Annotated in this window: 21 protein-coding genes and 1 tRNA gene; 10 read left to right on the top strand and 12 right to left on the bottom strand. The window is 38.6% G+C overall.

What is annotated here, in order from left to right; translation table 11 throughout:
* Positions 1-28: 28 nt before the first annotated feature.
* The 7 genes from G8E00_RS01555 to rsmH all read right to left on the bottom strand — a co-directional run bounded on the left by G8E00_RS01555 (position 29) and on the right by rsmH (position 8,054).
* Complete coding sequence (locus tag G8E00_RS01555) at positions 29-841, bottom strand: putative RNA methyltransferase (protein WP_166008722.1); 813 nt, start codon at positions 839-841, stop codon at positions 29-31.
* Positions 842-912: 71 nt separating this feature from the next.
* Positions 913-2,031 carry a phospho-N-acetylmuramoyl-pentapeptide-transferase gene (mraY, locus tag G8E00_RS01550; protein ID WP_166008723.1) on the bottom strand — a complete coding sequence of 373 codons (1,119 nt, stop codon included), beginning with the start codon at positions 2,029-2,031 and terminating at the stop codon, positions 913-915.
* On the bottom strand, positions 2,032-3,441 hold the full coding sequence (locus tag G8E00_RS01545; protein ID WP_166221531.1) for a UDP-N-acetylmuramoyl-tripeptide--D-alanyl-D-alanine ligase: 1,410 nt from the start codon (positions 3,439-3,441) through the stop codon (positions 2,032-2,034).
* Positions 3,442-3,451: 10 nt separating this feature from the next.
* Entirely contained in the window at positions 3,452-4,948 is a 1,497-nt protein-coding gene (locus G8E00_RS01540) for a UDP-N-acetylmuramoyl-L-alanyl-D-glutamate--2,6-diaminopimelate ligase (RefSeq protein ID WP_166221529.1), read from the bottom strand.
* Between the two features lie 10 nt (positions 4,949-4,958).
* Positions 4,959-6,785 (bottom strand): penicillin-binding protein PBP3, encoded by a 1,827-nt coding sequence (gene ftsI, locus G8E00_RS01535; protein WP_166008726.1) that lies wholly within the window; start codon positions 6,783-6,785, stop codon positions 4,959-4,961.
* A gap of 10 nt (positions 6,786-6,795) precedes the next feature.
* On the bottom strand, positions 6,796-7,131 hold the full coding sequence (gene ftsL / locus G8E00_RS01530; RefSeq protein ID WP_166008727.1) for a cell division protein FtsL: 336 nt from the start codon (positions 7,129-7,131) through the stop codon (positions 6,796-6,798).
* On the bottom strand, positions 7,128-8,054 hold the full coding sequence (gene rsmH, locus G8E00_RS01525) for a 16S rRNA (cytosine(1402)-N(4))-methyltransferase RsmH (protein ID WP_166221527.1): 927 nt from the start codon (positions 8,052-8,054) through the stop codon (positions 7,128-7,130). The genes ftsL and rsmH overlap by 4 nt, the downstream gene beginning before the upstream one ends.
* A gap of 389 nt (positions 8,055-8,443) precedes the next feature.
* Here rsmH and G8E00_RS01520 point away from each other — a divergent pair, with 389 nt between their 5' ends.
* Both G8E00_RS01520 and G8E00_RS01515 read left to right on the top strand, forming a co-directional pair.
* On the top strand, positions 8,444-8,707 hold the full coding sequence (locus G8E00_RS01520) for a hypothetical protein (RefSeq protein ID WP_166221525.1): 264 nt from the start codon (positions 8,444-8,446) through the stop codon (positions 8,705-8,707).
* 216 nt (positions 8,708-8,923) lie between these two features.
* Positions 8,924-9,703 (top strand): hypothetical protein, encoded by a 780-nt coding sequence (locus G8E00_RS01515; protein ID WP_166221523.1) that lies wholly within the window; start codon positions 8,924-8,926, stop codon positions 9,701-9,703.
* A gap of 114 nt (positions 9,704-9,817) precedes the next feature.
* Here G8E00_RS01515 and G8E00_RS01510 read toward each other — a convergent pair whose 3' ends face one another.
* Positions 9,818-10,837: a sulfate ABC transporter substrate-binding protein gene (locus G8E00_RS01510; protein WP_166008731.1), complete on the bottom strand. Its 1,020-nt coding sequence runs from the start codon at positions 10,835-10,837 to the stop codon at positions 9,818-9,820.
* Positions 10,838-11,148: 311 nt separating this feature from the next.
* Here G8E00_RS01510 and G8E00_RS01505 point away from each other — a divergent pair, with 311 nt between their 5' ends.
* A complete protein-coding gene (locus tag G8E00_RS01505; protein WP_166221521.1) occupies positions 11,149-13,053 on the top strand; it encodes an acyltransferase family protein in 1,905 nt (634 codons plus the stop codon).
* A gap of 54 nt (positions 13,054-13,107) precedes the next feature.
* Here G8E00_RS01505 and G8E00_RS01500 read toward each other — a convergent pair whose 3' ends face one another.
* A complete protein-coding gene (locus G8E00_RS01500; protein WP_166008733.1) occupies positions 13,108-14,118 on the bottom strand; it encodes a sulfate ABC transporter substrate-binding protein in 1,011 nt (336 codons plus the stop codon).
* Positions 14,119-14,508: 390 nt separating this feature from the next.
* On the opposite strand from G8E00_RS01500, the gene G8E00_RS01495 reads away from it, so the two are divergent.
* From G8E00_RS01495 to G8E00_RS01480, 4 genes are all read left to right on the top strand, one after another.
* Positions 14,509-14,829, top strand: a complete 321-nt coding sequence (locus tag G8E00_RS01495; RefSeq protein WP_166008734.1) for a DUF4179 domain-containing protein — start codon at positions 14,509-14,511, stop codon at positions 14,827-14,829.
* A gap of 211 nt (positions 14,830-15,040) precedes the next feature.
* Entirely contained in the window at positions 15,041-16,549 is a 1,509-nt protein-coding gene (gene gltX / locus G8E00_RS01490; RefSeq protein WP_166008735.1) for a glutamate--tRNA ligase, read from the top strand.
* 93 nt (positions 16,550-16,642) lie between these two features.
* Positions 16,643-16,718: transfer RNA gene (locus G8E00_RS01485), tRNA-Glu, on the top strand.
* 227 nt (positions 16,719-16,945) lie between these two features.
* Entirely contained in the window at positions 16,946-17,287 is a 342-nt protein-coding gene (locus G8E00_RS01480) for a zinc-ribbon domain-containing protein (protein WP_166008736.1), read from the top strand.
* A gap of 38 nt (positions 17,288-17,325) precedes the next feature.
* On the opposite strand, the gene G8E00_RS01475 is transcribed toward G8E00_RS01480, so the two are convergent.
* Complete coding sequence (locus G8E00_RS01475) at positions 17,326-18,276, bottom strand: cation diffusion facilitator family transporter (protein WP_166221519.1); 951 nt, start codon at positions 18,274-18,276, stop codon at positions 17,326-17,328.
* Between the two features lie 220 nt (positions 18,277-18,496).
* On the opposite strand from G8E00_RS01475, the gene G8E00_RS01470 reads away from it, so the two are divergent.
* Positions 18,497-18,883: a tetratricopeptide repeat protein gene (locus G8E00_RS01470; protein WP_166221517.1), complete on the top strand. Its 387-nt coding sequence runs from the start codon at positions 18,497-18,499 to the stop codon at positions 18,881-18,883.
* A 122-nt stretch (positions 18,884-19,005) separates the two neighbouring features.
* On the opposite strand, the gene ettA is transcribed toward G8E00_RS01470, so the two are convergent.
* The gene (gene ettA / locus G8E00_RS01465) at positions 19,006-20,667 is read right to left on the bottom strand and encodes an energy-dependent translational throttle protein EttA (protein ID WP_166008739.1); all 1,662 of its coding nucleotides are present in this window, start codon (positions 20,665-20,667) and stop codon (positions 19,006-19,008) included.
* A 287-nt stretch (positions 20,668-20,954) separates the two neighbouring features.
* On the opposite strand from ettA, the gene G8E00_RS01460 reads away from it, so the two are divergent.
* On the top strand, positions 20,955-22,232 hold the full coding sequence (locus G8E00_RS01460; protein ID WP_166008740.1) for an O-acetylhomoserine aminocarboxypropyltransferase/cysteine synthase family protein: 1,278 nt from the start codon (positions 20,955-20,957) through the stop codon (positions 22,230-22,232).
* A 272-nt stretch (positions 22,233-22,504) separates the two neighbouring features.
* Complete coding sequence (locus G8E00_RS01455) at positions 22,505-23,392, top strand: SDR family NAD(P)-dependent oxidoreductase (protein WP_166008741.1); 888 nt, start codon at positions 22,505-22,507, stop codon at positions 23,390-23,392.
* Here the strand turns inward: G8E00_RS01455 and G8E00_RS01450 are convergent, their stop codons facing one another.
* Positions 23,393-24,316, bottom strand: coding sequence for a LysR family transcriptional regulator (locus G8E00_RS01450; protein WP_166008742.1), 924 nt, complete (start codon positions 24,314-24,316; stop codon positions 23,393-23,395).
* Between the last annotated feature and the right edge of the window lie 184 nt (positions 24,317-24,500).

The raw sequence follows: 24,500 nt of genomic DNA, 5'->3' as shown, positions 1-24,500 counted from the left end.
TTTTTATTGGCTATAGCATTGCTCATGTTTACGTAGATTCTTTCTTTTTAAAGACATAAATTTGAAACTGCGCATTGAGTTCAAACTGTTGTTCTTGCTCCAAGGCCAAACGACGTTCTGGCTTCGCTTTATACGCATAAGGCGTCATTGCAATTAGATTTTTTAAATCTTGCTGTTCCAAACACATAGGAGCATCGATCACTTGTGCATCGACCAAGTCAAAGTTTCCAGCCAACTGATCTACAAATTTATGTGAATCGTGTGGATTCACTTCTTCAAATAATGCTTCACGCATCGCAAGTAAATGCTCCGTAGCTGGCGTAGCAACCAACAAATAACCTTCAGATTTTAATACACGGAGAATTTCCTGTTCAGGAATCGGACTAAATAGGCTGGTACACAAGTCAATTGAATGATCCATTACAGGCAAAGTTGCACCCGTACCAACCACCCAAGTCACGTCCTTATTTAATTTTGCGGCTACCTGAATCGCGTTTTTGGCGATATCTACCCCAACACATTGCAGTACTTCAGCTTGCATCGCATTGGTATAATAGCCTTCACCACAACCTATATCTAATAGATTTTCAATACGCAATTGACGAATTTTGGACACCACGGCTTGCTGTAACGGCGCATAGAAACCACCACTCAAAAAGGCGCGACGGGCTTGAACCGACTCAGGCGTATCTCCAGGGTTTTTACTATGCTTATGTTGTACGACATGTAAATTGACATAGCCTTGTTTAGCCACGTCATAACTATGATGATTGCCACATCTCCACGTTCTTTCTGTTAGCTTTAAACTCTCACGACACACTGGACACATGAGCAAATTCATCATTTTCTCCAAAACAAATTACACAGCATAAAAAAAGCCGGCGCATGCCGACTTTTTCAAAAAAGATCTGCTTAACGTAATTTTAAAGTCATTAGACCTAAAACTACCAGCATAATTGTGATAATCCAGAAACGAATCACCACCTGAGTTTCTCTCCAGCCTTTTTTCTCATAGTGATGGTGCAATGGTGCCATTAAAAACACACGCTTATTACGCATACGCAGAGAACCAATTTGCAAGAATACAGATACAGCTTCAACCAAGAACACACCTGCCATAATAGCAAACACGATTTCTTGACGAACCATCACCGCAATCGTTCCAAGCATTGCACCTAAAGATAGCGCACCAACATCACCCATAAAGACTTGAGCAGGGTGAGCGTTATACCAAAGGAATGCCAAACCTGCACCAATCATCGCGGCACAGATCACAACCAATTCAGATGCATATTTCACATAAGGCACATGCAGATAAGTCGCAAAACGTGCATCACCAGCCAAGTAAGCAAAAACGCCTAGACCAGCTGCAACAAGTACGATTGGCATAATCGCCAAACCATCTAAACCATCTGTAAGATTTACAGCGTTTGACGCACCATTAATCACCAGATAAGTAAATGCAATAAAGCCAATACCAAATGGAATAATGGAAAGCGGAATACTAAAGTTTTTCAGGAATGGAATAAGCAAATCCAACATATTGGCTGTATGAATAGGGTTTGCCTGTTGCTGGGCAATTACATACAGTGCAATACCTGCACCCAATGAACCTACCGATGTCCAGAAGAATTTCTTACGTGCTGGTAATCCTGCATTGTCTTTATAGCGAATTTTAATCCAGTCATCCGCCCATCCTACAGCACCGAAAATCACCATGACAGCCAGAACAATCCATACATATGGATTAGATAAATCTGCCCAAAGTAAGGTTGAAATACCAATAGACAATAAGATTAAGAGCCCACCCATTGTTGGTGTCCCCATCTTTTTTGCATGGTTTTCTGGCGCGAAAGAACTGACTGCTTGGCCGTATTTCAAAGCCTGCAGTTTACGGATCATGATCGGTCCAAGCACCAAACCAATCGTCATTGCTGTCAAAACGCTGAGCAGAGCTCTTAATGTTAAATAACGAACAACTTGGAACGAACTGTGGTAACCCGACAGTTGTTCAAATAACCATAACAGCATTTAGAGTTTCTCCATCAATTCCGCCATCAACGTTTCCATATGAGTATAACGAGAACCCTTAAAGAGGAAACTCATAGACTGTGGATGGTGTGTTTCGACTAAACTTATTAAAAATGGAAGTGCTTGTTCCTGAGTCAGGAATGCTTGTAGTTTTTTACCATATTGCGTGCTTCTTGCACCTTCTTGAGCCGCGGGTGAAAACTCACCAACAGCAACAACAAAATTGAGTCCTTTAATTGAAACCAAATCTCGTCCCAATTTGTAGTGTTCTTGAGCAGCACTTGCACCCAATTCACCAATATCACCAATCACCATAACACGAATACCTTCCTGCTGAGCAAGCACTTCCCCTGCAGCTCGCATCGATGATGGATTCGCATTATAAGTATCATCAATAAATAAAAAATCTTTGTGTTTGATAAAGTTCAAACGACCTTTTGCCCCTTCGGCTTGTTCCAGTCCAGCGACAATATCTTGTAATGAAACCCCAATGGCCAGTGCAAATGCCGTTGCAGCCATTGCATTCTGAACATTATGTTCACCTGCAAATGGCAAATGAACATGGCTATGTCCTTGCGGTGTGTTCAATACAAACGAAGAAGATTGTGGATGTAACTCAATTTCAGTAGCAAAGACTTCACCACTTTCACCAAAACTGAGTTGCTGATCAGTCACAACTGCTTGACGAATCGTTTCTGCATAATCATCCGCAGCAGGAACTATCGATGTTCCAGATTTGAGAATATTTGCATATATTTCAGATTTGGCGCGACAAATTCCATCTCTGCCACCAAATTCACCCAAATGTGCAGTACCAATATTAATAATTCCTGCGACATGGGGTTGAACAAGACTCGAAGTATAGGCAATTTCACCCTGATGACTCGCACCCAATTCCATCACAGCATATTGATGTTCTGAACGAAGTTCGAGCAACATCATGGGCACACCTAAATCATTATTTAAGTTACCACGGGTGATAAGGGTCGGCGCAAGTCGATTGAGAATACTGCCTAACATTTCCTTGGTGGTGGTTTTACCACTACTTCCAGTCAAGGCAATCACTTTCAATTGGGTATTTTGTTGGCGGCGATAAGCCCCTAAATGCCCCAATGCAAGACGTGTGTCTTCAACCACCAACTGTGCAATATCAGCATCGACAGGATGGCTGACGATTGCAATTTCACACCCTTGTTCCGCAACTTGCTTGATAAAATCATGCGCATTGAAACGCTCACCCTTCAACGCAAGAAAGACATCACCTTGTTCAGCATGTCGTGAATCAGTCAAAATTCGTTTAATTTGACCTTTTGGAACTCGATTATTATGCCATTGACCTTGAGTCGCTTGTTGTAATTGTTCGACTGTCCACGGTTCTAAAGGCACAGTACTGGTCGTTGATGTATGCATATGAATGTCCTTATTGTGCAGGATAAGCTGAATCTAAATCATGATGTTGAGCATCAATTGCTGCTTGCACTTCAACCACATCATCAAACCAATGGCGAACCCCATCGATCTCCTGATAGTTTTCATGTCCTTTACCTGCAATGACGACAATATCACCAGACTTGGCTTGTTGTACTGCAAATTTAATGGCTTCACGGCGATCATGAATTTCATGAACATTTTTACCGTCAAAATGAATGCCTGCTTTCATATCTGCAAAAATTTGTTCAGGATTTTCAGTACGCGGATTATCCGAAGTTAACAAGACAATATCAGAATAATCTAACGCCGCTTGCGTCATCAAAGGTCGTTTACCCCGATCACGATCTCCACCACAACCAAATACCGCCCATAAGTCTTGAGACACGTGGCGTTTTAAGGTCGTTAAGACTTGAATCAATGCATCAGGGGTATGCGCATAATCCACAACGAATAAACGCTCGCCATCGCGAATCACCTGCATGCGTCCAGGTGCACCTTTTAGCTGTGGAGCAATGTCAATGAGTTGCTCCAAATCAAAGCCTGCTTGCTCAGCCATAATTAAGCTCGCAACCAGATTTTCAATATTGAAATGTCCAAGCAATGGGCTGTGCACGGTAAAATCACCGTTTTTAGTGATCAGTCTGAAATGCACGCCACTTAAACTGTATTGAATATCTTGAACTTGGTAATCTGCTTTTTGCGTGGTTGAATAGGTTAAAATTTGAGGTTGTGCAGGATTGCACTTCGCCGCATCAATCATCACATGGGCATGGGCATCATCAATATTGATGATTGCGACTTTTAAAGATTCAAATTTGAATAGACGTGATTTCGCTTCAGCATATGCTTCAAGCGTACCGTGATAATCCAAATGATCACGACTTAAATTACTATAAGCTGCGATTTCAATATCGCAGCCCGCAAGACGACCTTGTTCCAGACCATGTGAACTGGCTTCAATTGAGGCAAATTTTGCGCCTTGAACCGCATATTCATGTAAAGCATTTTGCAGATGTAGCGCATCTAAAGTGGTATGAGAAGACGCTTCCAGATTCGGTAAAATACCATTCCCTGTTGTTCCCATCACGGCACAAGCTTGACCTTGTAACATCAGCAATTCTGCTACTAGACGAGAAATCGTGGTTTTACCATTGGTTCCAGTAACTGCCAAAATTTGGGGTAATTCAACTTGGGTAGTCGCTTTTAAATATTGCTTCTGCCATGTACCCATTAAGTGACGAACAGTCGCCACTTGAATACTGTTTTCAATCTCTAATTGAGATTCGCTCACCACTGCAATCGCCCCTTTTTCAAGGGCAATACGTGCGAACTGTATCGTCTTTTCAGGTTGTGAAAAACTATCTAGGGCAATAAAAATTTGCCCTTGTTGGACTTTACGGCTATCCAGAACAAAACCATTGAATGGTTGTTTCATCCATCCAGCAATATTTTCAACGGGATACAGTTCTTGAAATGTAATGGACATTCAACACCTATTACTGGATTTTTTGAGTTTCTAAAGGTTTATCTAAAGGAACATTGAGCAAACGAAGTGATTCTTGCATCACACGTGCGAAAACTGGTGCAGACACCGTACCGCCGTAATAAGCGCCTTTCGGGTTCTCAACAACCACAAACATGGCTAAACGCGGATCACTCACAGGCGCTACACCTGAAAATAATGCACGATATTCTGTCGTAGAATAACCTTTACGGTCTGGACGTAGTTTATGTGCTGTACCCGTTTTACCTGCGACACGATAGCCAGGGATATTTGCACGTGTAGCCGTACCACCTGGCTGCGTTGCAGACTCCATCATCAACATCACTTGATCTGCAATTTTTGGATCAATAATCTGCTGACCTTTTGGTAAGGTATCGAGCTTATAGAGACTTAGAGGCATTTTTAAGCCTTTGTTTGCAAGCATTCCATAAGCATCAACCATTTGTAATACAGTGGCATTTAAACCATAACCATACGACATGGTCGCCACTTCTGATACATTCCATTTGCTTGGTGGCAAAATCAAACCGGCACTTTCACCTGGGAATTTCACCGCTGAACGCTCACCAAAACCTATGCGTTTTAAAAAAGTTGGCAAGGTAGAATATGGCAGTGAAAGTGCAATTTTTGAGACACCGACGTTCGATGACTTTTGAATGATTCCACCTAATGTCAATGAACCATAATTATGCGTATCACGGATGGTATGGTTACCCACACGCATAGATCCTGGAGAAGTATTGACCACCGTATTTGGTGCAAATTTTCCTGTTTCCAATGCCATCGCAATGGTCAATGGTTTCATGGTCGAACCAGGTTCAAACATATCAATCGCACCACGGTTACGCATTGCGTCTTTGTTTTTCGTTCCATTTTTGTCATTTGGGTTGTACGACGGCCAACTGGTCATCGCTAAAATTTCACCCGTTTTGACATCGATTGCAATCGCTGTTGCAGATCGTGCATTGTTGGCCACACCGACCGCGGTTAATTCACGATACATGATGTACTGTAAACGTGAGTCGATACTAAGGGTAATATTTTCACCCGCTTCGACTTCTTTAATCACTTCTGGAGTTTTAACACGGTTACCATGTTTATCACGTGCAATTTTCTGCTCGCCATCCACACCAGATAAACGAGCATTTAATTGCATTTCTAAACCTTCAATCCCAACCCCTTCACTATTGGTTAAACCAATAATCTGCGCATTTGGCTGAGGCTGCGGATAATAACGTTTGTAGGACTTTTCAGCATAGACCCCAGCAAAATCACGTTTAACGATTATTTCAGCTTGAGGCGGTGGTACTTCTTTTTTCAAAACCAAATAACGTGAACGCGCACGTGCTTCTACATCTTTTTTCAATTTGGCACGATCAATACCGACCGCATCTGCCAACTCATCTAAATTTAGATTTTCTTTCGGTAACTGATTTTTAAGCTTATAACTATTCGGCGTTTTCTTTAACTCTTCAGTAATTTTCTCGTAGGTCGCTTTGGTCTCATAATAATTCTGAGGATCAATCACCACTTTCATAATGGGCGTACTAATAGCCAAAGGCACACCATTACGGTCGCTAATCACACCGCGCATTGCTTTAAGTTTTTCAGTTCTTAAAATTTTTGCATTGGCTTTATTTTGCAAGAAATCACGATTCACCACTTGTACAAAAAAAGCACGCGTGACTAAGCCAACAAAACACAGTAATACAAAGCCCCACATGAGGTAAAAGCGCCACATATCGACAGCAAGTGTAGGTTTTTCCGTAATGGAATGCTGTTTTTTCCGAGTGGGTTTTGTTATTCGCTTATTGGACATTCAGCACGCCTTATTTCTTTTGCTTTGATTCAGTAGGTAAAGAAATGACCACCGTCTGAGCTGTCGGTGGTGAATACATTCTTAGTTGCGTCACTGCACGTGTTCCGATTTGTGCAGTCGCACCAAATGTTTGTTGCTCAATGAGCAAACGCCCCCATTCCGCATTAATGTCTTCACGCTCACGCATGTGGGCATTATATTCACGGAAATCATGGCGATACAAATACACTTGATAGACCACCATAAAAGCGCTAATTAGAATAAAAGCCGTTAAGACCATATACGTTATGGTTTTTTTTCTAGCAAGCTTAGGGGTAACTTTATCTTCTGTAATGTCTTGCTTCATTCTGCGCCTTTTTTGTCTAAGCGTTCTGCAACACGCAACCAAGCACTGCGTGACCGTGGGTTTTCTTTTACTTCTGCTTCACTTGCACGGATACGATCGATTTTTTTCAAGGTTCTCGTATCTTTTACTTTTTGAGGCATGCCCCAACCTGTATCTTCTGCTAATGTTGATTCTTTTTGAATAAATTGTTTAATAATACGATCTTCCAAAGAATGGAAACTGATCACTGCTAAACGTCCACCCGATTTTAGCAAATCTAAAGCTTGTGGTAAAAAAGCATGAACATCATCTAATTCTTTATTTATTTCAATACGAATCGCTTGGAAAGTACGGGTTGCGGCATGTTTATTCTTTTCCCATTTTGGATGGGCTACTTTAACAATTTCAGCCAATTGTGCAGTCGTTTCAATCAACCCTGCTGCTTTAATGGCTTTGGCAATACGACGACTATAACGCTCTTCACCATATTGAAAAATTACATTCGCCAAATGCGTTTCATCGACTTCCAACAACCATTCTGCTGCGGTTAGACCTTGTGAATTGTCCATACGCATATCAAGTGGACCATCTTTCATAAAGCTAAAACCACGTTCAGCCTGATCAAGCTGTGGAGATGACACACCTAAATCTGCCATAATCCCATCAACTTCTTCAACACCAATCTGATTCAGTTCAGATTTTAAATCTGCAAAGCTTGCATGAATGATCTTAAAACGTGGATCTTCTTGTTCTAATTCAGCCGCCACAGCCAATGCTTGTGGATCTTTATCAAAGGCATAAACTCGCGCATTTTCATCTAATTTTGAAAGCAACAAACGTGTATGTCCACCACGACCAAACGTGCCATCAACATAAATTCCTGTATTGCGATCAGCCACTAAGGCATCTACAGTTTCGTGAAGTAATACAGAAATATGTGACATATGAATTGGTTCAAAACAAAGAAAATTTAACTGCACATTATTACCTTGTTTTAACAAAGCTCCAAACGACTTTTTGTACTGAAATATTACTTTTCATAGAAAAAACCGTTTTATTTTTTAATTCTGAATCATTTCGCCCCTAATCCACTGCAATTTTTCAAAATACGCTTTAAAAAATTGTAAAAGCTGATGCATTTAAACCATCACGTAGCGTCTACGCCAGTTATTATTTGCTATCATAGACCTCCGATCCTCTGCTCTATGCACACCATGTTTAACATCACAAAAAATGTTGAGCGGCTGCACCTCCTTTCAATATGAAAAAACTGTCTTTTTTGCTCATTGCCGTCATAATTTTTAGCATATTACTCATCACCGTCTGGATGAAGATGCCAAACCAAGAGGAAAAAGCGTCGCACAAAGCCACCGTGTGTAATGTGATGAGAGACAATCCAAAATTAAAACAAGAAGATCAAATTTTCGAACAAGTTGAATTTATGTATGGCAACAGCACCCCAAGCTATGCCTACAAAAAACCTAAATTTTATGATGCATATGCACGTGAGTTGATTCAACAATTTCTTGCTTTATCGGAACAGCAACAAGCAGTTGCTCGAAAAGACTATCGTCAATGTTTTGATCATTTGGATTAATGAAATTATCAGTCCGTTTTAATGACATCATTTCACATAAATTAAATAATGAATATTGAGTTGAAAATATTCATTATTTTTTGTATTTGAATTTTTAAATGGTTTACGTATATTGATTTGAAAAGCATTAAATTTAAATGCAGATGATGTTCGTATCATTTAGCTTTTATTCATCACAAATAAAAACAACTAAAGAAGAAAATTTAAGGAATCAGCATGAAAAAAATTAAGATCATTGCGCTAAGCTTATTCAGTTTAACAGGTTGTATAACCCTTTCAGGGAATTACGAAGTTCAGGCATTCGATGAAAATGGTACTCAACTTCAAGGTCCTCGTATGATTTCACAAGGATCTGGCATCTATACTGCAAAAAACGTGTTGTGTCAGATACACCCTAATGCGTCGATAAAAGTCATCAATCTTGATCAGAATATTGAAGTCAAAAATGAAGCACGCCATTGTCAAAATAGTACAAATACAAAACCTGTTCCAACTCAGTCCACAGCCAAATTTGAAGCACCGAAAAATTTCACTTTTTCAGACTCAAACTATCAGCTCATTTTTCAAAATTCTGACACAATAAAAGCGACTTATGAATATACAACACATAATGAAACTGTAAATAACTGGTCGAAATTATTGACGATTCATGCTTTAAAAAACTCAAAACTTAGCGCTCAGCAATACGCGAATTTACAAATGAATCAACTGCAAAAAGCTGGTTTTAATCAAAACCCTCAATTGAGTTCTCAGCATGATGCAATTTACCTTTCAGTAACTTATTTACCGACAGATTTGAAGTCAAAAAACTTAATGGCATCTACATATGAAGTTAATGTTCAGAAAATATTTGCTCAATGTAAACCTCTTATAACGCTGAGTATTGCTGAAAGACTACCTGCAGATAAAGCTTCACTAGAGACAACTTTACAAAAAACGCGGGATACATTGATGACTCAGTTAGCTGCAAATCCATGGAAACCATTTTGCTCATAACCTAATGTTTTTAATCGTTATTAATTATTTTTTTAATTTCATACATATTGCACTTGAAGATAAAAAAGCCGATTCATTGGAATCGGCTTTTGTTTTGAAAATTACTATGCAAGTTTATTTACGATTGTTATAAATCTGATCAAACGTTGCACCATTCACGAAATGGGTTTGCTGTGCTTTTGCCCAACCACCAAATACATCATCAATGGTAAATGTCTTAATTGCTGGGAATTGTTGTTTATATTTGGCTAAAACTTTGGCATTACGAGGACGATAAAAATGCTTCGCCGCCATATCCTGACCTAAAGGAGAATACAAATAATTGATATAACCTTGCGCTAACCATTTATTGCCATTTTTCTCAACTGTCTTATCGACAATAGCAACTGAAGGTTCAGTCAAAATAGACATTGATGGATAAACAATATCAAACTTATTTTTGCCCAAGGTTTTTTGAGTAATGAGCGCTTCATTTTCCCAAGTCAGTAAAACATCACCAATATTGCGTTCAGCAAACGTTGTCATAGATGCTCGCGCAGCAGAATCCATCACTTTGACATTATGGTACATTTTGCCCACAAATTCTTTGGCTTTAGCATCACTACCCCCTGGTTGTTTCAATGCATAACCCCATGCTGAAAGGTAAACCCAACGTGGCAATCCACCTGTTTTTGGATTTGGGGTAATAATTTCTACACCTGGTTTGACCAAATCTGACCAATCTTTGATGTGTTTTGGATTGCCTTTTCGCACCATAAATACAACAGTTGAGGTATATGGCGCTGAGTTGTGAGGAAACTCTTTTTGCCATCCAGATCGAATTTGACCTGAACGTACAATTTCCTCAATATCATTCGCCAATGCCAGTGTGACCACATCACCTTTTAAACCATCAACCACCGAACGTGCCTGCTTACCAGAACCACCGTGCGATTGTTTAAAATGAATTTTCTGACCAGTACGGCTCGACCAATATGTTCCAAATGATTTGTTAAAATCATCGTAAAATTCACGAGTTGCATCGTAAGAGACATTTAAAAATTCACGATCTGCAGCTTGAACTGCTGTCGTTCCTGTAAAAAAACTCACTGCCAAGACAGCAGAAGCCATCATGGATTTCATCTGAAATTTCATATCAGCTCTATTTTATTCATCATAAATTGTAATCAATATATGAAATTCACTCATAAACCGCAATTAGTCTTGTTATTTCCTGATAAGTAATTTATTTAATTTTTTAGTATTTTTACTTTAATTCTATTTGAATAAAAATGATTCACCTTCATTAGGTATTCTGAAAAGATAACACTTGACCTATCGTATATAGAACAATCAAGAAAACAGATTATCTCTAAATTTATTACAATATTCATATAAAAAATGATTTTTTTATTTTCAAAACAATAAAATATATCGCATTTCAAGTCAGTCGACATCTCAACCCTATGCTTTTCCGAAACGATATAAATGGATTAAGAGCCATTGCAGTCTTGGCTGTGGTTATCTTTCACTTTAACCCCCACTGGTTACCTGGTGGTTTTGCTGGTGTAGATGTATTTTTTGTAATTTCTGGTTTTTTGATGACTTCCATCATTTTCACTGGAATCGAAAAGAATTCTTTTCATCTTTTTAAATTCTACACTGCACGTGCAAACCGTATTATTCCAGTCTTAACTGCAATGGTGAGTGCTTTGTTCATTTTCGGCTGGTTTTATTTAGCACCCGATGATTATCGTCATTTGGCTAAACAAGTTGAACAAAGCTCAATCTTTAGCTCCAATATCCTCTTTGCAAAAGACGGAGGCTATTTCGATAGCAATGAAAAAACCAAATGGCTATTACATACTTGGTCATTGTCTGTGGAATGGCAGTTTTATATCTTTTTCCCAATTTTAATCGTATTGATTAAAAAATATTTGACGTTTTGCGGTATTCGGAAATTTTTTCTTGGGCTCTTCCTTTTAAGCTTTTGTTATTGTCTTTACGCTACCCACCAAGATCAAAATAAAGCTTACTTTTTATTAAGCAGTCGCGCTTGGGAAATGTTATTTGGTGGTTTGGCATTTCTGTTTCCAGTTCAATTGAATTCAAAATCTCGAATCTACGCCCAAATGCTTGGATTAGGCTTAATCATCTGCTCATATATTTTCATTTCAGAAGAAACCCCTTGGCCAGGCTATATGGCACTGCTTCCAGTATTTGGAGCCTATTTAATTGTTTTAGCCAATGTTCAGAACAATATTTTAATCAATAATTTTTTATTTAGATCACTTGGAAAATGGTCATATTCTATTTATGTCTGGCATTGGCCTTTGGTGGTTTTTGGTCTGTATTTCTCTATAGAACATTGGTGGTTATACGGAATTCCTCTTTCTATCTTAATCGGTTATCTGAGTTATCAAACTATTGAAAGAATAAAACTTCCGACCTATAACCACTGGAAAAATATTTATAAAGTTAAACCTATCTACCTCGCCATTTTTCTATTGGGATTCAGCTATGTCGTTAAAGCCACCAATGGCATGGAGTTTCATTACCCTCCAGAAATACGACAAGTTCTTGCCGATGCTGAAAATGAAAATCCTTATGACTGCGTCTCTAAATCTGATGATGATCTTTCCGAGTGTATGATTGGCAATGCTTCAAATATTCGTGCCATTGTTGTAGGCGATAGTCATGCCAACGCTGTAACAACAGGGATTTCGAATGCTTTAGACTTAGAAAAGCAAGGTACAATTACCCTTTCCAATTCAGGCTGTCCATATATTCTTAATGCAGAATTTAACGACAACCAATGTGAATTAATTAATCAGAAGAAACAACAATACTTAGCACAGCATCAAGGTACACCTATCATTCTCATCAATCGTTATTTGCAAAGATTGGAAGGTGAAAATGATCCTGCTCGTGTAAAAACAAAGAATGTACTTACGATCAATTTTAGTGATCACAGTACCAACAAAGCCGAAATATATGCAGCATTTGCAAAAAACTATGAAAAAACCATTTGCGATTTAACACGCCATTCCAAGGTGTATATTGTCGATTCAATTCCAGAAGTTGGCTTCAATGTTCCACAGACTATGAACCAATCAATTTTTAGATCTGGAAAAACGGAACATCGAACTTTGCCATTCAAGCAATATCTCGCTCGATCAGAAAAACTGGCTCAAATTCAGCAAAATGTCGCGCAAAAATGTGGCGCAGAAATTATTCACTCAACAGCTGTTCTCTGTACGTCTGATCATTGTATTACGCAATATCAGGGTCGTGCCATTTATCGAGATGGTGATCATTTGAATGAATATGGCAATAAATTGCTGACACCTCTATTTAAAGATATTTTTTAATTTTTAAATGTCTTATCAACAATAAAAAGAGCACCTGATCGGTGCTCTTTTTCATTATTTTTCAGCAGTAAATTGATCGTAGATTGCACCATTTACAAAATGTGTTTTTTGCGCTTTTGCCCAACCACCAAATACATCATTAATGGTAAAGAGTTTAATTTTTGGAAATTTATGTGCATATTTTGCAGCAGCTTTGGCATCACGTGGACGGAAATTGTATTTAGCTGCTAAATCCTGACCAATAGGTGAATACAAATAATTTAAATAGCCTTTCGCTAAATTACGATTCCCATTTTTATCAACGACTTTATCTACAATTGCGACAGAAGGCTCAGCCAAGATCGAAATAGAAGGATAAACGATTTGATATTTATCTTTATCAGGACCAGATATCGCAAGTAATGCTTCATTTTCCCAAGACAATAAAACATCACCAATGCCACGTTCTGCAAACGTTGTTAATGAACCACGAGCACCAGAATCCAATACTTTCACATTTCGATAAAGCTGTTTAACCAATTCACGTGCTTTAGCATCATTACCGCCAGGCTGTTTAAGCGCATAACCCCAAGCAGCAAGATAAATCCAACGTGGTGCTCCACCCGTTTTTGGATTTGGCGTAATAATTTCTACACCAGGTTTCACCAAATCATTCCAGTCTTTAATATTTTTTGGATTCCCCTTACGAACTAAAAAGACAATTGTTGACGTGTATGGTGCAGAGTTGTTTTTAAACTCTGTTTGCCAGTTTTTATCAATCTGACCAGCAGCGACAATTTCATCAATGTCATTCGCTAAGGCTAAAGTCACGACATCTGCTTGCAAACCATCAACAACTGAACGTGCTTGCTTACCAGATCCGCCATGTGACTGTTTAAAACTCACATCTTGTCCGGTTTTCTTTTTCCAATAAGTACCAAAACTTTTGTTATATTCTTGATAGAACTCGCGTGTTGGATCATAAGAAACATTTAAGAAGTCCTTTGCAGCAATAACATTAAAGCTGGATACGAGCGCCCCAACAGCGATTGCACTGAATAATGTTTTTTGAATAAACTTGTTCATTTATAACTCATTATTTTCATGATTTGAGCTAATATATTTTTTTCTATCTGAATTAACAATCACTTAGTTATAAGAATAAAAAATGTCCAAATCTTTTTTTATGATATATTTTCCCCTGCTTTTATTTTGCACTTTTTTTATGCTTAAAATTCAGATCATGATTCAAAAAAAAGATATGTTTTAGATTTCTTCACTCTATCTTCATAATTCTTTGTTAAAACTAACAAAGTTTAAACTTTCACAGTAATACATTTACACTTATTGTGATAATTATCGTTTTTTTGTAAAAAATTATGATGTATTTGTACTTTTTGTGGCAAAATATGGTTAAATTGTAATCCAAGATCAATTTCTACTAAAAAATATCTAACACATCTGGGGATGATTGAAATGAAAAAAGCACATAATTATTTACTCTTAACAATAAGTATCGCCTTCGGTGCAGTGACACAAACAACTTCTGCTGCTGCGATTCAAAAGAGCATTAAAAGTGTTCAGCCTATGATGATTTCTGAAAAGCAATCACCCATTGTTAAGGCTTTGTCACAACAAAAACGTGAACGTCAAGACAACAGATTACCAACCACCGATGTTGATCAACTCAAAATGATCACCTCGATCAATAATGCACCATCTCAAAACTTTTTAGCGGAGCAACATCAACGCTTCTCTCGTTTTGTACAAGCTTTATTCCAGCCTCATAACTCTTAAGACTCAAAGGATTAAGAACACTTTAATGTGACTCTATGACATTAAAGCTAAAAACCAACAAATTACCTTCAGCCCCAGTTGAAGCCGTTGTTTGTTGGTTTTTCCATTTATAATCTTTGAAAATACCTATTGATGATTTCATCAATTAAGCATAAAGCTGATCTTTTTTCGTTATAATAGATTTAATACACATTCTGAATATTTTTTGGTCATGACAGTTCGTACTCGTATTGCTCCCTCGCCTACTGGCTTTCCTCATGTAGGTACTGCCTACATTGCGCTATTTAACCTGTGTTTTGCGAAACAACATGGCGGTGAATTCATTCTACGTATTGAAGATACTGACCAACTTCGCTCAACACCTGAATCTGAAAAAATGATTTTAGATTCACTCCGTTGGTTAGGTTTAAATTGGTCAGAAGGTCCAGATGTTGGTGGTCCTCATGCACCCTATCGCCAATCTGAACGTATGGGCATTTATAAGCAATATGCATTGGACCTTGTGGAAAAGGGTCATGCATTTTATTGCTTTGCGACCGCAGAAGAATTAGATCAAATGCGTGCTGAACAACAAGCACGTGGTGAAACACCGCGTTATGATGGCCGTGGTTTACTGCTTACTCAAGAAGAAGTACAACGCCGCCTTGCCGCTGGTGAACCGCATGTAATTCGTATGAAAGTACCGAATGAAGGCATCTGCAAATTTAATGACATGCTCCGTGGTGAAGTCGAAATTCCATGGGCGCAAGTCGACATGCAAATTCTGCTTAAAACTGATGGTTTACCCACTTACCATTTAGCCAATGTCGTCGATGACCACTTAATGGAAATCACACATGTGATTCGTGGTGAAGAATGGATTCCTTCTGCACCTAAGCATCAGTTGCTTTACCAGTACTTTGGTTGGGAAATGCCTGTGCTTTGTCACATGCCATTACTTCGTAACCCAGACAAATCAAAACTGTCTAAACGTAAAAACCCAACTTCGATTAACTACTACAAAGATATTGGCGTACTACCAGAAGCTTTGTTGAACTATTTGGGTCGTATGGGTTGGTCAATGCCTGATGAAAGTGAAAAGTTCACTTTAGCTGAGATGATCGAGAACTTTGACATTAAACGTGTATCACTGGGTGGTCCAATCTTTGATGTGGAAAAACTTAACTGGTTAAACGGTCAATGGATTAAGGGCTTAACACCAGGTCAGTTGCTTGACACATTATTGGCGTGGAAGTCTGACCGCCAAATGCTTGAAGACATCGCAGCTGCGATTCAACCGCGTATTAACCTATTGTCTGAAGCTGTGAATTGGGCTGGTTTCTACTTCAACCAATTCCCAAGTATCAGTAAAGAACAATTTGAAAGTAAAAAACTGACTGAAGAACAAGTTCGTCAAAGCCTTCAATTTGCCATTTGGCGTTTGGAAAGTATGTTTACGTGGAACAATGACACTGTGAGTCAAACCCTCATGGATCTTGCAAACCAAATGGGCATTAAACTTCGCGACTTTATGCCAACGTTCTTTATTGCTATTGCAGGTTCAACATCCTCAACCCCTGTGATGCAATCTATGGTCACCATCGGTCCTGATTTAACATTTGCACGTTTACGCCATGCGCTTGAAATCGTCGGTGGTCCGAGCAAAAAAGAAGCAAAAGTATGGGAAAAACTCAACGAAAGCTTAAAATTGCCGAAAAATGATGCAGTTGATGAAGCATAAGTAAATTTAAGGTTGACGTGTGAGTGCTATGCCCCTAATATAGCGCTCACACAGAGACTAGGTCGTAAATAACCTACTGTGTTGCCTCGATAAGTCCCTATCGTCTAGAGGCCTAGGACATCGCCCTTTCACGGCGGTAACCGGGGTTCGAATCCCCGTAGGGACGCCAAATTTTAGATGTTGTTTATGCACATCTTACACAAAAAGCCCAAGCATCATGACTTGGGCTTTTTGTTGTCTTAAAATTTAATATAAATCTAAGCTTTCAACATAATCTTTTAATTTATGTTAAGTCATCATTAAATTAATGCTATCCAGCCATATTCAAAAAACAGATTTTTGCTTTCTCTCAGTTTGCGATTAAAATAACGCATGAATGAAAAATCTGGAGTTGTAATGCAATACCAATGTCCAAAGTGTCAAAGTCGTAAAATCTTACCGGTTACACAAGCAAACGGTCCTGTTACCCGCCCGATGGTACCTAAGAGCCTAGTCATCTTGGTTCCTACCATCTTATTGTTCGTGATTTTATTGATCGTAAATATTGGTATGTCCATTTTTGGCAATGGCTCTGGACAAACATTAATGTTCATCACGCTTGCTGTATTTATTGTTGCTGCAATTGCAGGCGTCATGTTTTGGCGTGATCTTCCAGATTTTAAAATTTCTATGCAAGCATTTATGCAATCGCAAAAAAAATGGAAATGTCGCGATTGTAACCACGAGTGGGAAAACTAATTTTTCGTATTAGGCATTCAAAATACATTCACATCAACTTAATGCTGATGTGAATGCCCATCACGCTCTTTATGTTCATGAGCAACATGTCCCTGATGTGATTGAGCCAGACAATAATCATCCTCAATCTGTAATGTCATTTCTGAAATTCCATGCTGATGACTTAACATTTCCATTGCCTCTTGATACAGCAAAGTATGATCAACTTCAGGAGCATACAAATGTACTGTCAGATGAATATTTTTAGAGGTAATTGCCCAGACTTTAAGTTGATGAATACTTTCCACCCCTTTCAAACTCAATAAATCCTGTCTTAACTTTTCAATATCTACTTCTTCTGGAACACCTTCTAACAAAATATTGATACTTTGCTTTAATAGAATCCATGTTCTCGGCAATACCCATACCCCCACCAATACAGCAATCAGTGAATCCACCCACATCCAACCTGTGTAATAAATAACAATTGCAGCAATAATTACACCGACCGAACCCACCGCATCACTCAGCACCTCTAAGTACGCACCTTTAACATTGAGACTATCATTTGCCCCAGACATCAAGATACGCATTGAAATCAAGTTAACAATTAGCCCAAGCACAGCAACAATCAGCATGCCTAAGGTTTGGATTTCTGCTGGTGTGGTAAAGCGCTGATACGCTTCATAAAGAATGTATATGGCGACAACAAATAACATGACTGCATTGAACAGTGCTGCCAATATTTCAAAACGTTGATAACCAAAAGTTCGCTTATCATCTGCAGGTAATTTACCAATTTTGATCGCAAATAATGCAATTGCTAAAGCAGCCACATCCGTAAACATATGCGCCGCATCGGATAACAAGGCTAAACTTTTAGTAAAAAGTGCAGCAATAATTTCCACAATCAAAAATAGAGCGGTAATCACCAATGCCCAGCGCAATTTGTTAAAATTTCCTTCGCCAACCACGACATGACTATGGTCATGATTTGAATGTCCACTCATCTTTAATTTCCATTTATTTATTAATCATACTTAACAATACACATTTGAATTTTATAAATATTTTTTGATAAAAAATCCAATCAGTATCATTTTGGAATGAATATCTTTGTTTTTACTTAAACAGTTACAAAAATTGATTTGCAGTCACAAAAAAACAATATAAGTTATAGATATAAGGTTTTTCATTTTCGTCGATAACAATTAAAGGGGGACCTTTAGCATGTTAACTTATCTACTTAAAAAAGTTAGAAAACAAAACGAATTAAAGAACAATTTTCATCAAAGCAGCTCATCTGAAGCCAATTACGAGCTACAGCAAGCACATGTTTTTGAAGAAAATATCTCAAATAATTTATATTCTAATCGTCCCGATGGTTACACGAATAACCAGGATGCCCGTAATGCAATGTGGAACTATCTCAGAGCTGCGTTACGTGGTGACAAAGATGCCCAATATAAAATGGGTTTAAGCTATCTGAATGGTCAACTTGGCTTAGATCGTAACTATCAACATGCCGAAAAATGGTTATCGCAAGCTGCAAATCAAGGTCATCCAGCTGCTCAGCAAGAACTTCAACGTGCTTTAAACCAAATCGTGATTTCTTAACCAGAAAACATCCTAACCTTATTTCCCCCTCAAAAAAACTGGTTTTCGCCAGTTTTTTTACTTTAATTAAAAAAAGACCAGCCCTTAGGCTGGTCTTTTATTAATATGCATTCAGTAGAACGTTAACCACCAATTTTGCGGTATTTCTGACGCTTCGCAACTAAGTCATCACCATCACGTTTACGACGGTATTCTTCAAATTCCGCATAGTTACCTGTGAAGAATTCTGGAGTTTCACCTTCAAATGACAAGATATGTGTTGCAATACGGTCGAGGAACCAACGGTCATGCGAGATCACCATCACGGTACCTGGGAAGACTAAAATTGCATCCTCAAGCGCACGTAAGGTTTCAATATCCAAGTCATTTGACGGTTCATCGAGTAAGATCACGTTTGCGCCCATTTGCAGGATTTTCGCAAGTTGTAAACGGTTACGCTCACCACCTGACAATTGACCTACACGCTTTTGCTGATCTTGACCTTTGAAGTTAAAGCGACCGATATACGCACGAGAAGCAATTTCATACTCGCCAATACGTAAGATATCAAGACCGCCAGACACTTCTTCCCAAACGGTTTTGTTGTTGTCTAATGTGTCACGAATCTGACCCACATAAGCAACTTTTACTGAATCACCCAGTACTACTGTACCTGTATCAGGTTGTTGCTCACCCGTCATCATACGGAATAGTGTCGTTTTACCTGCACCATTCTCACCTACGATACCCACAATCGCTGCAGGTGGTACAACGAATGATAAATCTTTGTAAAGCGTACGATCACCAAACGATTTACTGATACCTTCAACTTCTACAACCTTGTTCCCTAAACGTGGACCAGGTGGAATGTAGATTTCAGATGTTTCATTACGCTGTTGGAATTCACGAGAGTTAAGCTCTTCAAAACGCTCCATACGCGCTTTGTTTTTCTTTTGTTGACCTTTGGCATTTGAACGAACCCATTCAAGTTCTTTTTTCAATGCTTTAGCAAAAGATTCTTCTTGCTTGTTCTCTTGTTCTAAGCGGGCATTTTTCTGCTCTAACCAAGAAGAATAGTTACCTTGGTATGGAATACCCATGCCACGGTCAAGCTCAAGAATCCACTCAGCCACGTTATCCAAGAAATAACGGTCATGCGTAATCGCAACGATTGTGCCTGGGAAATCTTTCAAGAAACGTTCTAACCAAGATACAGATGAAGCATCTAAATGGTTCGTCGGTTCATCAAGAAGCAACATGTCAGGCTTAGAAAGCAATAAACGGCAAAGTGCCACACGACGACGTTCACCACCTGAAAGCTTAGTGACATCTGCATCCCACGCCGGAAGGTTTAATGCAGCCGCAGCTTGATCCATTTGGTTTGCAATATTATGTGCATCCCAAGCATGGATAATCGCTTCTAGCTTTTCTTGCTCTTTTGCAAGTGCATCGAAGTCAGCATCTTCAGCTGCATATTCAGCAAAAACTTCATCTAAACGTGCAAGTGCATCAAGAGGTTCACGTAAACCATCTTCAACGTTACCACGAACGTCTTTTGTTTCATCTAAAGGTGGCTCTTGCTCTAAGTAACCGATTTTAATTCCTGGTTGAGCACGCGCTTCACCTGAGAAATCTTTATCTACGCCAGCCATAATACGAAGCAAGGTAGATTTACCTGCACCGTTTAAACCGAGTACACCAATTTTAGCGCCCGGGAAAAATGATAAAGAGATGTCTTTTAAGATTTCGCGCTTTGGCGGAACCATCTTCGACACACGGTTCATCGTGTAAATATATTGGGCCACGTAGGACTCCTCTATAAAAAAAGCAACATTCGCAAAAGTATGCGAACAATATCCGCAGGCATTATACGATGAATACATTAAAAAAATAAGGCATTAACCTATTCTTCAATGGAATGTTACAAGTTTAAAAAATATGCAAAACTCATTCATAGATTTATTTAAAATTTAAAGCCATATCATTGCAGCCTTATGCAATTTATAGATAAATATTTCAACAATTTAGATCATATTGAATATACTCTAAATGCTATATTTGACGAATTCTTAAACAGCAGGAAGCAATAACAATGACCTACAAAGACGAAACCCTTGCCATTCATGCGGGTTACGCTCCTGAAGCAACCACCAAAGCCGTTGCTGTCCCCATTTATCAAACGACATCTTATGCCTTTGATAATACTCAACATGGTGCAGATTTATTCGACTTAAAAGTGCAAGGCAATATCTACACACGCATTATGAACCCAACCACTGCGGTACTTGAACAACGTGTCGCAGCACTTGAAGGCGGTATTGGCGCTTTGGCTTTGGCATCGGGTATGGCAGCCATTACCTATGCGATTCAGACCATCGCAGAAGCGGGTGACAATATTGCATCTGTATCAACGTTATATGGTGGCACGTATAACTTATTTGCACACACGCTTCCTAAACAAGGGATTGAAGTGCGCTTTTTCGATTATCAAAACCCTGAAGCACTACGTGGTTTAATTGATGAAAAAACCAAATTGGTCTTTGTGGAATCCATTGGTAACCCACTTGGCAATATTATTGATTTAGAAGCCATTGCCAAAATTGCGCATGAATATGGCGTGCCTGTAGTTGTCGACAATACCGTTGCCACCCCTGTTCTACAAAAGTCTTTCGATTTTGGTGCTGATATTGTGGTGCATTCACTGACCAAATACATTGGTGGTCATGGTAATTCGATTGGTGGGATTATTGTTGATAGCGGTAAATTTCCTTGGGGCAAATATCCTGAACGCTTTAAAGCACTCAATACTCCTGATCCAAGTTATCACGGGGTCAATTATGTTGAGGCTTTGGGTGAAGCGGCATACATCGCACGTGCGCGTGTCGTCCCACTTCGAAATACAGGTGCTGCGATTAGTCCACAAAATGTATTTTTAATTTTACAAGGATTGGAAACCTTAAGTCTGCGTATGGAACGCCATACTGAAAATGCATTAAAAGTGGCTGAATATCTCAAATCACATCCTAAAGTAAAATGGGTGAATTACGCAGGTTTAAAAGATCATCCTCAATATGCTTTGGCGCAAAAATACGTTAAAGGGAAACCTTCGGCAATTTTATCATTTGGCGTTCAAGATGGGCTCGCTGGCGGAACTCGCTTTATTGATGCCCTGCAATTGTTCACTCGTCTAGTCAATATTGGTGATGCAAAAAGTCTCGCATGTCACCCTGCAACCACCACCCATCGTCAACTCAATGAAGAAGAGTTAAAAGCGGCAGGTGTCAGTATAGATATGGTGCGCTTATCGATTGGTATTGAACATGCTGATGATTTGATTGCAGACCTTGAACAGGCCTTAGCTCAAGTCTAAGTTTTAAGTTACAAAGCTGTTTTAATCTGAAGCAGCTTTGTATGCTTTTACTTTTCTTTTACAAAAGAATGTGATAAAAATCTCTACACAAATAAAAATATGATAAATAGAGTAATTACTCTAAAATAATTTGTAAATTCATATACTTAATTATAGCAATTTCCTTGTTTTAAGTTATTATTCGGCTAAACAGTCTGTATATCTTTTAGGCAAAAATCATCCTAAACGAACTTGACTTAAAAATGAATTCTTGGCGAATAGGGAAAACCAGAATGAATAATAAATTAGATCGTAAGTTAATCAATAAAGTCAAAGATAAAGTTGTTCTCATCACAGGTGCGTCGAGTGGTATCGGTCTGACGACTGCACATAAACTTGCAGATGCAGGAGCGCATGTTTTACTGGTCGCACGTACTGAAGAAGCACTGATCGAAGCCAAAGCAGAAATCGAAGCCAAAGGTGGCAAAGCCAGTGTTTTCCCATGTGATTTAAATGATATGAATGCCATTGATGAAGTCTCACAACAAATACTCTTTGCAGTGGATCACATCGACATTTTAATTAACAACGCTGGACGATCGATACGACGTGCCGTACATGAATCAACAGATCGTTTTCATGATTTCGAACGTACCATTCAACTGAATTATTTTGGCGCAGTTCGTCTGATCTTAAATATTTTGCCACATATGATCAAACGTAAAGATGGCCATATTATTAATATTAGTTCGATAGGTGTACTGGCAAATGCGACACGTTTTTCTGCTTATGTTGCATCAAAAGCTGCTTTAGATGCCTTTAGTCGTTGTCTTTCTGCAGAAGTTCACGCACATAAAATTGCGATTACATCTGTCTATATGCCATTGGTCAGAACCCCAATGATTGCACCGACTAAAATTTATAATTACGTTCCAACCCTATCGCCTGAACAAGCTGCAGACCTCATTGCTTATGCCATTGTTAAACGTCCTAAGAAAGTGGCAACGCATTTAGGCCGTCTCGCATCTATCACCTATGCGATCGCCCCTGATATTAATAATATTCTGATGTCGATTGGTTATAACTTATTCCCAAGTTCAACCGCTTCTGTTGGCAAGCAAGAAAAGTTAAATCTTGTGCAACGTGCCTACGCACGTCTTTTCCCTGGTGAACATTGGTAATCAATTTGACTTAGGCTGGGCTTGATTTTGCGATGAAGCATCCATCGTGCTCTGTAAAATCTCTGCGAACCAGCGCATGAAATCTTGCAAATATTCTGGACGAAATTTACGATCTGGACTGAGAAAATGAATCGGTAATTGGATCGATTCATTTTCTTTAAATATCTCAATCAATGTTCCTTGTTTTAGATAAAAACGTGCATCAAATTCAGGAATTTGAATAATTCCTAATCCTGCCAATCCTGCTTGAATATAACTTTCTGTGTCTTCAACCAAAACCAAATGCGGTAATTTTAAGCGTTGCCCCAAAAACAGCAATTCACTCTTATCCTTTTGATTTTTTTCAATCAAATACTCAACAGCATAATGCTGATCTAAATCTTCAAAGCGTGTTGGTTTTCCAAAAAATTGAATGTAGCTGGGCGCTACCACGCTACACAATCGGCATGTTCCCAATGATTTTGCAATCAGATATTCATCTTTCACCACCCCCACTCGGATCACACAATCCAACTGTTGATCAATCAAATTCGAATACTCATCACAACATTTAATATGTACTTTGACTTCAGGATGGTTTTGATAAAACTCAGCCAATCTGGGAATTAGAATTTGTGTCGCCATGCGTTTTGGCAATCCAACCGTTATTTTGCCTTTCTGTTCTCGCACTTGATACTTGAACCGATGCAACTCTTTGAGTTTTTGAATTAACTGTTGTGCTTCTTGGTAAAACAACTCTCCTTCATGGGTCAAACTGACCTTTCGTGTTGTCCGATAAAACAGTAAAACTTCATATTCTTTTTCTAAACTTTGAATGGCGTATGTCACTGTTGAACGTGGCAATCCTAAATATTTTGCGACCTGAGCAAAGGATTTCATTTCTGCGACAAGGCAAAATGTTTTTAAATACTCAACTTTATCCATTTTAATCACTCACTTATTCTTTTTTTATGAGCACGACAATTACTTTATAAATAATTCAATAACTTATATTTAAAACATCAAAAATACTCTTCATCACATTGTTCAACTTTACTGAACAATCTGTACAAGTCTATCAGCTATTGGGGGATTTAAAAGTCCATTAAGATTTAACTTACAAAAATGA

Origin of the sequence: Acinetobacter shaoyimingii (genome assembly GCF_011578045.1) — a bacterium.
GTDB classification, from domain to species: Bacteria; Pseudomonadota; Gammaproteobacteria; order Pseudomonadales; family Moraxellaceae; genus Acinetobacter; species Acinetobacter shaoyimingii.
Note: the sequence above shows the minus strand (reverse complement) of the source record. Positions and strands in the feature narration are given on the sequence as shown.